The organism is Bacillus haynesii (genome assembly GCF_014042035.1).
GTDB classification, from domain to species: Bacteria; Bacillota; Bacilli; order Bacillales; family Bacillaceae; genus Bacillus; species Bacillus haynesii.
Genome location: NZ_CP059494.1, coordinates 3,954,480 through 3,967,118 on the forward strand (window position 1 = coordinate 3,954,480; position 12,639 = coordinate 3,967,118).

At 46.5% G+C, this 12,639-nt stretch carries 15 protein-coding genes; 11 read left to right on the forward strand and 4 right to left on the reverse strand.

Annotation, left to right across the window (positions count from 1 at the left end; translation table 11 throughout):
- Nucleotides 1-145: 145 nt before the first annotated feature.
- The 4 genes from H2R00_RS19565 to H2R00_RS19580 all read left to right on the forward strand — a co-directional run bounded on the left by H2R00_RS19565 (nt 146) and on the right by H2R00_RS19580 (nt 3,368).
- Nucleotides 146-1,363, forward strand: coding sequence for a NupC/NupG family nucleoside CNT transporter (locus H2R00_RS19565; protein WP_154999156.1), 1,218 nt, complete (start codon nt 146-148; stop codon nt 1,361-1,363).
- Between the two features lie 125 nt (nt 1,364-1,488).
- Nucleotides 1,489-2,346 (forward strand): diaminopimelate epimerase, encoded by an 858-nt coding sequence (gene dapF / locus H2R00_RS19570; RefSeq protein ID WP_182070124.1) that lies wholly within the window; start codon nt 1,489-1,491, stop codon nt 2,344-2,346.
- Between the two features lie 74 nt (nt 2,347-2,420).
- The gene (locus tag H2R00_RS19575; protein WP_020452825.1) at nt 2,421-2,786 is read left to right on the forward strand and encodes a HesB/IscA family protein; all 366 of its coding nucleotides are present in this window, start codon (nt 2,421-2,423) and stop codon (nt 2,784-2,786) included.
- Between the two features lie 102 nt (nt 2,787-2,888).
- A complete protein-coding gene (locus H2R00_RS19580; protein ID WP_182070125.1) occupies nt 2,889-3,368 on the forward strand; it encodes a GNAT family N-acetyltransferase in 480 nt (159 codons plus the stop codon).
- 104 nt (nt 3,369-3,472) lie between these two features.
- Here H2R00_RS19580 and H2R00_RS19585 read toward each other — a convergent pair whose 3' ends face one another.
- Nucleotides 3,473-3,697, reverse strand: coding sequence for a cold-shock protein (locus tag H2R00_RS19585; RefSeq protein ID WP_043927713.1), 225 nt, complete (start codon nt 3,695-3,697; stop codon nt 3,473-3,475).
- Between the two features lie 141 nt (nt 3,698-3,838).
- On the opposite strand from H2R00_RS19585, the gene H2R00_RS19590 reads away from it, so the two are divergent.
- Nucleotides 3,839-4,039 (forward strand): hypothetical protein, encoded by a 201-nt coding sequence (locus tag H2R00_RS19590; RefSeq protein ID WP_020452822.1) that lies wholly within the window; start codon nt 3,839-3,841, stop codon nt 4,037-4,039.
- A gap of 34 nt (nt 4,040-4,073) precedes the next feature.
- Here H2R00_RS19590 and yumC read toward each other — a convergent pair whose 3' ends face one another.
- Complete coding sequence (gene yumC, locus H2R00_RS19595) at nt 4,074-5,072, reverse strand: ferredoxin--NADP reductase 2 (RefSeq protein ID WP_182070126.1); 999 nt, start codon at nt 5,070-5,072, stop codon at nt 4,074-4,076.
- A 337-nt stretch (nt 5,073-5,409) separates the two neighbouring features.
- On the opposite strand from yumC, the gene H2R00_RS19600 reads away from it, so the two are divergent.
- The 4 genes from H2R00_RS19600 to H2R00_RS19615 all read left to right on the forward strand — a co-directional run bounded on the left by H2R00_RS19600 (nt 5,410) and on the right by H2R00_RS19615 (nt 8,264).
- Complete coding sequence (locus tag H2R00_RS19600) at nt 5,410-6,627, forward strand: NAD(P)/FAD-dependent oxidoreductase (RefSeq protein ID WP_176277037.1); 1,218 nt, start codon at nt 5,410-5,412, stop codon at nt 6,625-6,627.
- Between the two features lie 314 nt (nt 6,628-6,941).
- Complete coding sequence (locus H2R00_RS19605; RefSeq protein WP_003184925.1) at nt 6,942-7,070, forward strand: YuiA family protein; 129 nt, start codon at nt 6,942-6,944, stop codon at nt 7,068-7,070.
- A gap of 74 nt (nt 7,071-7,144) precedes the next feature.
- On the forward strand, nt 7,145-7,465 hold the full coding sequence (locus tag H2R00_RS19610) for a YuiB family protein (protein ID WP_011198260.1): 321 nt from the start codon (nt 7,145-7,147) through the stop codon (nt 7,463-7,465).
- Between the two features lie 133 nt (nt 7,466-7,598).
- Nucleotides 7,599-8,264: a stationary phase survival protein SpsC gene (locus H2R00_RS19615; RefSeq protein ID WP_025804898.1), complete on the forward strand. Its 666-nt coding sequence runs from the start codon at nt 7,599-7,601 to the stop codon at nt 8,262-8,264.
- Nucleotides 8,265-8,306: 42 nt separating this feature from the next.
- Here the strand turns inward: H2R00_RS19615 and H2R00_RS19620 are convergent, their stop codons facing one another.
- Nucleotides 8,307-8,783, reverse strand: coding sequence for a divergent PAP2 family protein (locus H2R00_RS19620; protein WP_182070127.1), 477 nt, complete (start codon nt 8,781-8,783; stop codon nt 8,307-8,309).
- A gap of 165 nt (nt 8,784-8,948) precedes the next feature.
- On the opposite strand from H2R00_RS19620, the gene H2R00_RS19625 reads away from it, so the two are divergent.
- Nucleotides 8,949-10,439 carry a leucyl aminopeptidase gene (locus H2R00_RS19625; RefSeq protein ID WP_182070128.1) on the forward strand — a complete coding sequence of 497 codons (1,491 nt, stop codon included), beginning with the start codon at nt 8,949-8,951 and terminating at the stop codon, nt 10,437-10,439.
- Between the two features lie 151 nt (nt 10,440-10,590).
- On the forward strand, nt 10,591-11,919 hold the full coding sequence (locus H2R00_RS19630; protein WP_154999163.1) for a Na+/H+ antiporter family protein: 1,329 nt from the start codon (nt 10,591-10,593) through the stop codon (nt 11,917-11,919).
- Nucleotides 11,920-11,999: 80 nt separating this feature from the next.
- Here the strand turns inward: H2R00_RS19630 and H2R00_RS19635 are convergent, their stop codons facing one another.
- Nucleotides 12,000-12,596 carry a biotin transporter BioY gene (locus H2R00_RS19635; RefSeq protein ID WP_154999164.1) on the reverse strand — a complete coding sequence of 199 codons (597 nt, stop codon included), beginning with the start codon at nt 12,594-12,596 and terminating at the stop codon, nt 12,000-12,002.
- Nucleotides 12,597-12,639 lie beyond the last annotated feature (43 nt).

Below are 12,639 nucleotides of genomic sequence, written 5' to 3' on the forward strand. Positions count from 1 at the left end.
TCTTGGTGATCTCGTTTTTTCATGCAAAGCCTTTGTTTGAAAGGGTTTACATAAAAAGAGAAAAAATTCGTAAAAATTTTTGTGGACAGGCCAATCATTAATTGTTATCTTAATAAAAGTTTAAAAAATAATAAGAGGTGTGGTCATGAACATTTTATGGGGACTTCTTGGTATTCTGGCGATTTTCGCGATTGCTTTTCTACTTTCTGAGCACAAGAGCAAAATTAACATAAGAACGATTTTAATCGGTTTGGCGATCCAGCTCCTGTTCGGATTCATCGTTCTCAAATGGGAAACGGGGCGGGAATTGTTTCTTTCGTTTACGAAAGCCGTTCAGCATCTCGTCAATTATGCGAATGAAGGGATCAGCTTTCTCTTCGGGCCTCTCTTGCAAGTAGGCGACAGTGCTGCCTTTGCTTTAAGCGTTCTTCCAGTTATCATCTTCTTTTCATCGCTGATTGCGGTTCTTTACCACTTAGGCATCATGCAAATCATCATCCGTTTTATCGGAGGCGGATTGGCAAAACTGCTCGGAACAAGCAAAACGGAATCCCTTTCTGCAGCTGCCAATATCTTTGTCGGACAAACTGAGGCGCCGCTTGTGATTAAGCCGTTTATCGCAAACTTAACAAAGTCGGAGCTGTTTGCTGTTATGACAGGCGGACTCGCATCAGTGGCCGGTTCTGTTTTGTTCGGTTACGCCCTTCTCGGGGTTCCTCTCGAATATTTGCTGGCAGCGAGCTTTATGGCCGCACCTGCGGGCTTGATTATGGCAAAAATGCTCATTCCCGAAACGGAAAAACCGAAAATTGAAGAAAAAGATATTCAAATGGCTGAAGACGAAGACGCAGCAAATGTTATCGATGCCGCGGCAAAAGGGGCATCAACGGGTCTCTCTCTTGCTTTGAATGTCGGCGCGATGTTGCTTGCATTCGTTGCTTTGATTGCTGTCTTAAACGGAATTCTTGGAGGAATCGGCGGATGGTTCGGCTTTAAAGACCTTTCGCTCGAATTCATTCTCGGCTATGTATTTGCACCGCTCGCCTTTGTCATCGGCGTGCCATGGGATGAGGCGGTCCAGGCCGGAAGCTTTATCGGGCAAAAGCTCGTGTTGAATGAATTTGTCGCTTATTCCAATTTTGCTCCGATGTTTGATCAGCTTTCCGTCAAAACCGCTTCGATTATCAGCTTTGCGCTGTGCGGTTTCGCAAACTTGTCTTCTGTGGCGATTTTACTCGGAGGATTGGGAGGAATGGCGCCGAGCCGCCGTTCCGATATCGCCCGTCTCGGCTTGAAAGCCGTTGCTGCCGGAACACTGGCCAACCTTACAAGCGCGGCGATCGCCGGTATGTTTATCGGATAACATGATAAAAGCTCCCTGCAAATGAACGCAGGGAGCTTTTATGTATGAAAAACGGGGGATAGCCATATTGTATCCATCCTTTTCAGCTTTTATACTAGAAGAAAGAAAAAAATGTGGAGGCGGCTATGAATTCTTTTCGTTTTACTAAAATGCACGGCTTAGGAAACAGCTATATATACGTCAATCAGTTTGAAGAACATCTCCCTGAGGAGCTGTTGTCAGATTTGGCCGTCAAAGTGTCTTCCGTTTACACCGGAATCGGTTCAGACGGAATGATTCTCATCTGTCCTTCAGAGCGGGCGCCGGTTAAAATGAGGATTTTCAACAGTGACGGATCTGAAGGCAAAAACTGCGGAAACGGTTTGCGCTGCGTTGCAAAATACGCGTATGAACATAAACTGGTGAAGGAAACATCCTTTTTAATTGAAACCCTTTCAGGCTTGGTAAAGGCAGAGGTTGAGGTGAAAGAAGGAAAAGTTGTATCGGCTACGGTCGATATGGGCAAACCGCGCCTTCTCAAATCAGATATGCCGATGCAGGGTGAACAGGGTTCGCAGACGATCAATGAAAAGATGATATTCGGCGGCCGTGAAATGAAAGGTACCGCTGTATCCATGGGCAATCCCCACATCGTCTTTTATTTAGACGATATTGAAAAAGCGCCATTGACGACGATGGGACCGCTCATTGAAAAAGATGAAAGGTTTCCGGAAGGGGTTAATGTAGAATTTGTTGAAGTCGAAAACGAGACAGAACTCCATTTCCGTGTATGGGAAAGGGGTTCAGGAATTACCCAGGCTTGCGGAACAGGCGCCTGCGCAGCCGCAGTGAGTTCGATACTCAACGGCTATTCCAAACGGGACACGGACATTACCGTCCATCTCGCTGGAGGCGATTTGATTATTAATTGGAAAAACGATGGACGCGTCATGATGACGGGACCAGCTGAAACGGTATGTGAAGGCGAGTTTTTTATATCATGAGTCGGTCTGTTTGAGAAATCGGACGTACGACTTTATAATAAAGGTACACACGAGCTTTTAGGAGGTGTAATGTTATGAGCGAAAAAACGGTTACGGTCACGGAAGCGGCTGCTCTTCATATCAAGGATATGATGAAAGAGCATGAAGAGGAGAACGCATTTTTGAGAATCGGAGTAAAAGGCGGCGGATGCAGCGGCCTGTCATACGGCATGGGGTTTGAGCACGAAAAAAACGAAGACGACAATGAATTCGTCCAGCATGGAATTACAGTGCTTGTAGACCAAGAAAGCCTGGATATCATGAACGGTACGGTCATTGATTTTAAACAATCGATGATGGGCGGAGGCTTCACCATCGATAATCCAAACGCCATCGCTTCATGCGGCTGCGGATCATCATTCAGAACCGCAGTGAATGCAGGGAAGCCTGAAGAGTGCTGACATACCTGCATCAGGTCAACGATATGGAATGAGAAAAACGCCTTTCATCTCGATGCTTCATCGTGACGAAAAGGCGTTTTATTATGGTCTGGGGGGAAAGAAATGAAACCCGTATCAACGCTCAGCTTGTCAAAAGCGGACGTTACTGCGTTTTTTCAAAAGCATTGGGGAAGTCCGGACATGGTCAATTCACACGGAACATTCCGCTGCGATGAATTGGAAGGATTCGCTGTAACAGATGAAAAAGGCGACATCAAAGGTCTGATTACGTACTTCATCGCTGGAAACGAATGTGAAGTTGTTTCCTTGGACAGTATTGCTGAAAACAAAGGGATCGGCTCACTCCTTTTAAAAGAAGTGGAACGTGTCTCAAAGCGAAAACAGTGTAAATCGATTAAACTAATCACGACGAACGATAATATGCAGGCGCTTATGTTTTATCAAAAGAGGGGCTATATATTGGCCAAGTTGTATGTAAACGCAGTTGAAAAAGCAAGAAAAATAAAGCCTGAAATTCCCTTTGCTGCTGATAACGGCATTCCGATTCGGGATGAGATTCTTTTGGTAAAAGATTTAACATAATCTGTTTTCCGCTTCGCTCGGGAAATGCCGCACGGAAGCAATGCAGCCACCCCGCTCAAGTGTTGAGCAAGGTTTTTGCAACGGGGCTTCAGGAACAACCGTGTTTATTTCTGGTTAAAGATGCGATTGAGATTGCTCGTGTTGTTGGTGATCGAGGTGATATAGCGGCTTCCGCTTTCCATTTCCTGGTTGCACAGAGGGCATAGAGGGCGATCGCTGCTCGTGAAATTTTTTCTCATCCATCCGTTGCAGTCCTCAGCCGTACATTCCCACGTACTGATATCTTCCTTTGGCAGAGGCTCTTGATTGCGATTGTTGTAGTAAGACATATCGTCACTTCCTAACAAGGGTTTTTGGAGTTCATTTAAGAATATTTTGTGAATCTTAAGACATTCTATTCGTCAATTTGTTATTCTATACTGGACAGGTTTATTTAGAGTCCAAGCCCAGTAAAGAAAAGGGGTTCAACCATGGAAAAAATCAACTGCAGAAGCTGCGGCGGGCTTACGCCATACGATTCAAAAGTTTGTGAGGCATGCGGATGCGAAAAACCGCTTCCAAAAGCACAGAAAATCACGGACCGGATTGTCTTAACTGCGGCGGGAGTGGTCGGCATCTTAACGATTGTGCTGATTTTGGGAACGATCTTCTCATATTTGAATATCATATAATGAAAAGGAGCCGGTGTCAGGCTCCTTTTCATTTTTATTTGTTTTCAAACATGCTAGTAGAGTGCAGCGGCTGTACGCGCGCTTTAGGATCCATGTAAGCTTTTGCATTGTTGACAGCGGTCGGCGCTTCTCCAAATCCGCTCGCAATCAGCTTGACTTTCCCTTCGTATGTGCAGATGTCGCCGGCTGCATAGAATCCCTCGATGTTCGTTTCCATTGTGGACTTGACGACGATCGAATTTTTCTCGATTTCAAGCCCCCAGTTTTTGATTGGTCCGAGAGATGAAACAAAGCCGAAGTTGACGATCACATCGTCGACATCGATAATTTCTTTTCTCTCGCCTTTCACTTCCTCGATGACGATCTGTTCAATTCGCTCACCGCCGATCAGCTCGGTCGGAACAAACGGTGTCAATACATTGACTTTAGAATTGTGCAGGTTTTCGACGCTGTGCTCGTGAGCCCGGAATTTATCGCGGCGATGAATAATTGACACCTCTTTTGCGATCGGTTCCAGCATGAGCGCCCAGTCGACAGCGGAGTCACCGCCGCCCAATACCGCAACGCGTTTGCCCGCAAATTGATTCAAATCATCTATAAAGTAATGAAGGTTTGCATTCTCGTATTGAGCCGCAGATTCAAGCTCGAGCTTTCTCGGCTGGAATGCTCCGTTTCCGGCTGTGATAATCACCGTTTTAGAATAGTGGATTTCTTTGTTGGTGATGAGCTTGAAAATACCGTCTGCTTGTTTTTCAACGCTTTCGACGGCTTGTTCCAGACAAACGGTCTGATCAAATTTCGCCATTTGCTCTTTTAAATTGTCGACCAGCTCCTGAGCACGGATTTTAGGGAACCCGGCTACATCGTATATGTATTTTTCGGGATACAAAGCGGACAGCTGACCGCCGAGCTGCGGCAGGCTTTCGATAATTTTGACGCTCGCTTGCCGCATTCCGCCGTAAAATGCGGTAAACAAGCCGACAGGGCCGCCCCCGATAATTGTGATGTCATATACTTTTGAGTCTTCACGCATGAAAATAATGCCCCCTAAATGAAAATTGTTCTTAATTATATCATATCACATAAAATAAATACGAGCGCGTCTGTTTTTTTAGGAGCGGAAAATAATACCGTCCGAGCATATTTAACCTTGAAAAAGCAAATGCAAGCGGCTATGATGTAGTTGTGAACAATTTGTTAACGATTCGTGAATATTTTTCGTCGCACAGCCGAAAAACATTCCGTTGCTCGGCAAACTAAAGTGAAGGGTTTCACAAACTTTTTTTCATAAAAAGCCGGAAGCCGGCAGAAGATAACCCAAAGGCTATTTTAATCCGGCTTAGCAGTAAAATACAGAAAAGGTGGATGTGATTCCGTTGAATAAGCCAAAAGTAGTAGTATTAGGTGCAGGTTATGGTGGATTAATGACCGTTACGAGACTTGTTAAAAAAATCGGCATCAATGAAGCGGAAATTACGCTTGTCAACAAGCACAATTACCATTATGAGACAACCTGGATGCACGAGGCGAGCGCAGGTACGCTTCATCATGACAGATGCCGCTATCAGATTAAAGACGTCATCAATACATCCCGTGTCAATTTCGTTCAGGATACGGTAAAGAAAATCGATAAAGAAGGAAAGAAAGTTGTCCTTGAAACCGGCGAGCTTAGTTACGACTATCTTGTCGTGGCGCTGGGGTCCGTCCCTGAAACTTTCGGAATTTCGGGATTGAAAGAGTATGCTTTCTCTATTGCAAACATCAATTCGTCCCGGCAGCTACGCGAGCACATTGAATATCAGTTTGCGACGTATAACACAGAAGCCGAGAAGCGCCCGGAACGCCTGACGATCGTTGTCGGGGGAGCTGGTTTTACCGGCATTGAATTTTTGGGCGAAATGGGCAACCGCATTCCTGAGCTGTGCCGCGAATACGATATCGACCGCCAGCAGGTTCGTTTAATATGCGTGGAAGCCGCGCCGTCTGTTCTCCCGGGCTTTGAACCGGAGCTTGTCGATTATGCGGTCAACTACCTCGAAGGAAAAGGCGTTGAATTCAAAATCGGCACGGCTGTGAAAGAATGCACGCCTGACGGAATCATCGTCGGAAAAGACGATCAGACCGAAGAAATCAAAGCAGGCACTGTCGTATGGGCCGCAGGCGTCCGCGGCAACCCGATCATTGAAGAATCCGGCTTTGAAAACATGCGCGGCCGTGTGAAGGTAAAACCTGATCTGCGCGTTGAAGGCCATGATGATATATTTGTTATCGGAGACTGCTCACTGATCATAAATGAAGAAACAGAAAGGCCTTATCCGCCGACTGCACAGATTTCCATGCAGCAGGGCGAAACGTGTGCAAACAATCTGGCCGCACTGATTCACGGCAAAGAAACGGAAACGTTCTCATTCGATAATAAGGGCTCTGTCGCTTCTCTCGGCGAACACGATGCAATCGGCGTCGCATTCGGCAGAAAGATGACGGGAACGACGGCGTCCATGATGAAAAAAATCATTGACAACCGCTCGCTGTTCATGATCGGCGGGCCGGGACTTGTTCTGAAAAAAGGCAAGTTTAAATTTTTCTAAATCAGACTTTCACAGGAGGTGATGACGGCGGCGTTCAGGCAGGACGTCTGGGCGGACAGCCGCCGATCCTTCCTCTATTCATGAGTACCGACTTAGCAGGCCTGACAACGAATGCGAGGGTTTGTCGACACGCTGAAGCCTGCAGCGAAAGCCGCGGGCTTTTTATTCGTGCTTAAAACTTCAAAAACGAAAGAAAAAGGAAGAAAGCTTCGCTTTTAAGCGCTTACATCGAATGATCTGTTATATTTTCTGACTTTATTATTGACAATGTTCATGATATATTATCAGAAAATTGAGAAAAAGGTGTGTATCTAATGAAGACGACTTCAACCCATCGCCTTGAATCAACCTGTACTTTCTGTTCGGGAAAAGGCTATTTTCAGCTTCTGCTTGGCGGTTCGGAAACGTGCAGCAACTGCAAGGGAACGGGAAAAGACCGCTGATCGCCGCTTTCCAATGATTGACTCAAGTTCCTTCCCCAATGTACACTAAAAGAGGTGAATTGGGGGTGGAGGCTTTGATTAGTTTACCAGTTGTCATCATTTCAGTTGTCTTATTTTTCGTCCTGTTTTTCGGTATCGGTTTTCTGCTGAATATGCTGCTCAGGATGTCATGGATCATGGCTGTCATTTATCCAATTGTATGCCTTTTCATTGTGAATAAAGAAAAGCTGATTCGCTATGTAGAGGCGCCGGGAGAGGCATTTTCCGGCCTTTTTGACAGAGTGGCTTCATTGGCTGCTGCCGATATCATCATTTTAGCCAGCGGAATGGCCGGAGCCCTGTTGTCGGGCGTTACGATCAAAGCGCTGCGAAAAAGGGGATATCAAATGTTTTAAGCCTTCTTCTTCAAGGGAGAGGGTTTTTTAGGTTTAATTTTTTCACTTTTCTCAAAACTTTTCCGCCATCTGAATATTTCTTTTTCCACTTGGAAACAACTAGATGGTGAGAGGAGTGGAAGAATTGAGAAAAGTGATGACAATGTTTCGGCGTTTCTTGATGACAGTTTTGTTTGTCCTTGCCTTTATGACGACCTTCTTTGCCGTTTCAGGCGTGGAAGCACAGGATATATCAAGCTGGGCGAAAGAACGCGATCTGTCCTTGAAACAGCTGATGCTCACCTTTAAATCACTTCCGGAAGAAAAAGCGGAAAAGACGTCTCTGTCTGCCGCAGAACAGATTAAAAACAAACCGAAATCGCTTGAAGACGCATTTGACTGGAGCAAGTATCCGAAGCAAAAAGTCACCGCGACCGGATATACAGCAGGAGCTGAATCGACGGGAAAACAGCCGCATCATCCCGATTACGGGATTACATATTCGGGAGTCAAAGTAAAAAGAGATTTATATTCAACCGTTGCAGCCGATCCGTCAGTCTTTCCGATCGGCACGATATTGTTCATACCGGACTACGGCTATGGCGTTGTTGCGGATACCGGATCGGCCATTAAAGGGAACCGGCTCGATTTGTACTATGAGACGGTTGAAGATGTTTATAAAGAATGGGGCAAAAAAACACTTGATGTTTATGTCATTAAAAAAGGAAACGGCACCATTACCGAAGAGGATCTCTTGAAGCTGAACGAAAATAAATCGATGCAAGTATTCAGACAAAAATATAAAATGGCGAAAGAATAAGAAAAAACGTTTAAGACCTGTGTGTCTTAAACGTTTTTTGCTTTACATCACTAAATAATCGAGAAGCAGCGTCAGGACAATGCCGGTCAAACCGCCGAAAAACACTTCGATCGGCTGATGGCCGAGCAGTTCCTTCAGCTTCTTCTGTTTTTCTTCCTGATGGCTTTTAGGGAAATCCTTCGCTTCGTTGACAAAGCGGTTAAAATCGCGGACAAGCCGGTTGATCACTGTTGCTTGTTCTCCGGCATGTCTTCTCACTCCGGTTGCATCAAACATCGTAATAACGGCAAATATTGCGGAAACGGCGAACAAAGAAGAATTCATCCCATGATCAAGAGCTACACCGGTTGAGAGCGCCGTAACGGCTGCTGAGTGTGAACTCGGCATTCCGCCCGTGCTTGTGATGAGCCGCCAATCCCATTTTTTCGAGACGACAAAGTAAATGGGAACCTTGATAAACTGAGCGAAAAAGATCGCGGCAAAGCTCGCCAGCAAGGGAAAGTTTGTGAGGATTTCCATTTTGCAGAACATCCTTTCTATAAAGAAAATAGAGATGAATTCAGAAAAGCACGCAGTTATTTGCTAAAATATATAATATGAAACCCCATCGGGAAAAAATGTTTTTCCTATTATAACATTGTTGTTTTAATTTTACTCACTTTGTTGATAAGGAGCTGTGAACGCATGTTTTATGCCTTTAAAGATTTCGAAAAAAAAGAAACGCTTTTAATCGGTCTGTTTAAAAAAAGCCGGCTGTACGGGAAGGCGGAAGAAATCGACCGCCTTTTGGACGGCCAGCTTTCTCAGCTGCTGAAAGACGGGGATGTATCTTCCAAAAAAGCGAAAGTGTCTAAAATATTTACCCCATCCCTTCAGGGAGTCAAACGCATTTATATCGTCGGGTTGGGCCGTGAAGCGGAATTTACCTTCGAGGATGCGAAGCAGTGCTTTGCCGAAGCTGTTCAGCTGATTCACAAAGATCGAAAGCAGGAGTTAACCGTCATGCTCGACAGCTTTGTGTCTGAAGAGGTCCCCGCCGCTGACGCCGCACATGCATTGGCTGAATCGTGCATGCTGTCATGTTATGAAGTGCAGGATTACAAGCACAGATCAAATGTGCCTGATCAATGTCTGCAAAGCGTCTATGTTTTGACAGACCATGACCTGAAGGAAATTCAGGCGAGTCTGCACGTCGGGCAGGTGTTCGGAAATGCGACGAATTCGGCGAGAACCCTCGTGAACATGCCGGGGAACATGCTGACAGCGGCGGATCTCGCGTCATACGCCGCTGAATTGGCAGCAAAATACGAATTTGAGTGTGAAATTCTCGAAAAGGCTGAAATGGAAGAGCTCGGGATGGGCGGCCTCCTCGCGGTCAACCAAGGATCAGAAGAGCCGCCGAAAATGATCGTCTTAAAATATCAGGGAAAGGAAGCATGGGATGATGTCATCGGTTTAGTCGGCAAAGGGATCACGTTTGATACCGGCGGCTATTCGATTAAGACGAAGAGCGGGATTGTCGGCATGAAGTCCGATATGGGCGGAGCCGCCAGCGTTTTGGGAGCGATGGAAGCGATCGGCGAATTGAGGCCGGAACAAAACGTGCTTGCCGTGATCCCGTCGACTGATAACATGATTTCGGGAAGCGCAATGAAGCCGGACGATGTCATCGTTTCCTTGAGCGGCAAGACGATTGAGATCTTGAATACGGACGCCGAAGGAAGGCTGGCGCTCGCTGACGGACTGACATATGCGAAGCACCACGGAGCCTCCGTGTTGATCGATGTCGCGACACTGACCGGAGGTGTCGTCGTAGCTCTGGGAACGGAAACGACGGGCGCGATGACAAATCATGATCCGCTTTATCAGCAGGTGAGACAGGCGGCTGAAGAAGCGGGAGAAGCGATTTGGCAGCTTCCGATCACAGAAAAAGACAAAAAAAGAGTGAAAAACAGCCAAATGGCCGATCTTAACAATTCACCGGGCAGGGAAGGCCATGCGATTATGGCCGGAACGTTCCTCGGCGAATTCGCCGAACAGACGCCATGGGTTCACCTTGACATCGCCGGAACGGCAACGACAGCTCAAAGCTCATGCTTTGGACCGAAAGGCGGAACAGGCGTGATGGTGAGGACGCTTGTTACGTTTGTCGAGCGGTTTTCGGATCATTTGTAGGCTTTCATCCCCTTTGATAGAAGGGGATTTTTTTATGGAAAATACAGAGGAGCCTCATTGACGCATTCATAAAATATGTGGTAATATACGTTCATTACTTTAATTATCTACTACATTAGCAAACTAAAGTGTTTGTTCGGAGGTTTCAAATATGAATGCAGTTGTGATTGCTGTTATTGTCATGCTTATATTAAGCCTGCTGCGGGTCAATGTCGTTCTTGCCTTGATTGTGGGCGCTCTTGCCGGCGGTCTGACGGGCGGTCTCGGTCTCGGCCAGACGGTCAGCGTATTCACGGAAGGACTCGGAGGCAACGCAACCGTTGCCGTCAGCTACGCGCTCCTTGGCGCATTTGCGGTCGCTTTAACGAAAACGGGTCTTCCGGATGCCATGGTTGAAGCTGCTGTCAAGCTGATCGGCAAAGAAGGCGATACAAGGCGCAAAACCCTTTCAAAAGCGCTGATCGTCTTCGTGATTTTAATCATTTCTTGTATGTCTCAAAATGTCGTTCCGGTTCATATCGCATTTATTCCTGTTTTAATTCCGCCGTTATTGAAAATTTTAAATGAGCTGCAAGTGGATCGCCGCCTGATTGCGTGTGCGATGACATTTGGATTGACAGCTCCGTATGTTTTGCTTCCCGTCGGCTTCGGCCAGATTTTCCAGGGGATTTTGAAAGATAATATGAAAGACGCCGGCCTTTCAGTCACATTGGCTGATATTCCAATCGCCATGATCATTCCGATCGCGGGGATGATTGCCGGTTTGGCTGTTGCTGCTTTTGTGTACCGCAAACCGCGCACGTACGAAATGAAGGAAATCGCTGGTCAAAAATCGGCGGCCTATACGAAGAAAAGCCTTTCGATTGCCGTTTTGGCCATCGCTGTCTCATTAAGCGTACAGCTTTATTTGTCTCAGAGTTTAGATGTCGACGGAATGATCTTCGGCGCGCTCAGCGGTTTGGCGGTCTTGTTTTTAAGCGGAGCGATGAAGCGCGGCGAAGCGGACGAATTGATCACAAATGGCATGAACATGATGGCGTTTATCGGATTTGTGATGCTGGCCGCCGCCGGTTTTGCCAATGTGCTTGAAAAAACGGGCGATGTCAAGGCGCTTGTTGAAGCGTCAACAGGTTTCATCAGCAATAATCAGGTGATCGGCGCATTGCTGATGCTGATTGTCGGCTTATTGATCACAATGGGGATCGGTTCATCATTTGCGACGATTCCGATTATCGCAACGATATTTGTTCCGCTTTGTATGCAGCTTGGCTTCAGCCCGATGGCGACAATCGCCATTATCGGGACAGCGGCGGCTCTCGGAGACGCCGGTTCACCTGCGAGCGACAGCACGCTTGGCCCGACATCCGGCTTAAATGCAGACGGACAGCACCACCACATTTGGGACACCTGTGTTCCGACATTCATCTTTTATAATATTCCGTTGATTTTGTTTGGCTGGATCGCGGCAATTGTTCTTTAAAAAAATTCCCCTCGTTTTGAGGGGAATTTTTTTCTATGTTTGTTAAAATAAAAAGAGAACCGCACCACCTGCTCTCTTTATTAAAAAGTCGGGTTTCTTCTGAAGCCTGCGCCTTTTTGAACCGCCCGGAAAACCTTTGAAGCGAGCGCGGCGAGCAGAACGGAGAATGCCAAGTCTTTCACGAAGAACCAGGTCATCATCTTCCAAACGGCTGAATAAGACAACGGTGTATTGAGCCAAGTTGAATACGCGATATACGTATAGTTGACGCCAATCAGATAAATGATCAGTGTACCGATCAATGAAGCTGTGAAAAAGTGGCCTGTTTTCGGTTCAGATATTTTGTCTGTGATCCAGCCCGCGGCATATGCGGCAGGAATGTAGGATAGAATAAATCCGGCGCTTCCTTTGAAAAGAACGGAAATACCGCCTGAAAAAGAAGCGAATACAGGAGCGCCTACAAAGCCGACTAACGCATAAACGATCATGGACAGCGCACCTAATTTGCGGCCGAGCAGAAGCCCGGCAAGCAGACAGAAGAAAGGCTGCATTGTAAGCGGAATACCGCCGATTTGCAGAAACGGGGCAAACGAAGTGATATTAGCGCCGATCCCCATCAGGGCGGCAAACATTCCGACAAGCGCCATATCAGCGGCGCGAAGTTTCTTTTTATTCATGAGCTTTGTTCCTCCTCAGTGATTCAACACAACTTTATCGTAA

Excerpts from the sequence above, each read along its gene's own strand:
- H2R00_RS19565 (WP_154999156.1), top strand. The coding sequence starts at position 146 with ATGAACATTTTATGGGGACTTCTTGGTATTCTGGCGATTTTCGCGATT.
- dapF (WP_182070124.1), top strand. The coding sequence starts at position 1,489 with ATGAATTCTTTTCGTTTTACTAAAATGCACGGCTTAGGAAACAGCTAT.
- H2R00_RS19575 (WP_020452825.1), top strand. The coding sequence starts at position 2,421 with ATGAGCGAAAAAACGGTTACGGTCACGGAAGCGGCTGCTCTTCATATC.
- H2R00_RS19580 (WP_182070125.1), top strand. The coding sequence starts at position 2,889 with ATGAAACCCGTATCAACGCTCAGCTTGTCAAAAGCGGACGTTACTGCG.
- H2R00_RS19585 (WP_043927713.1), bottom strand. The coding sequence starts at position 3,697 with ATGTCTTACTACAACAATCGCAATCAAGAGCCTCTGCCAAAGGAAGAT.
- H2R00_RS19590 (WP_020452822.1), top strand. The coding sequence starts at position 3,839 with ATGGAAAAAATCAACTGCAGAAGCTGCGGCGGGCTTACGCCATACGAT.
- yumC (WP_182070126.1), bottom strand. The coding sequence starts at position 5,072 with ATGCGTGAAGACTCAAAAGTATATGACATCACAATTATCGGGGGCGGC.
- H2R00_RS19605 (WP_003184925.1), top strand. The coding sequence starts at position 6,942 with ATGAAGACGACTTCAACCCATCGCCTTGAATCAACCTGTACTTTCTGT.
- H2R00_RS19620 (WP_182070127.1), bottom strand. The coding sequence starts at position 8,783 with ATGGAAATCCTCACAAACTTTCCCTTGCTGGCGAGCTTTGCCGCGATC.
- H2R00_RS19625 (WP_182070128.1), top strand. The coding sequence starts at position 8,949 with ATGTTTTATGCCTTTAAAGATTTCGAAAAAAAAGAAACGCTTTTAATC.
- H2R00_RS19630 (WP_154999163.1), top strand. The coding sequence starts at position 10,591 with ATGAATGCAGTTGTGATTGCTGTTATTGTCATGCTTATATTAAGCCTG.
- H2R00_RS19635 (WP_154999164.1), bottom strand. The coding sequence starts at position 12,596 with ATGAATAAAAAGAAACTTCGCGCCGCTGATATGGCGCTTGTCGGAATG.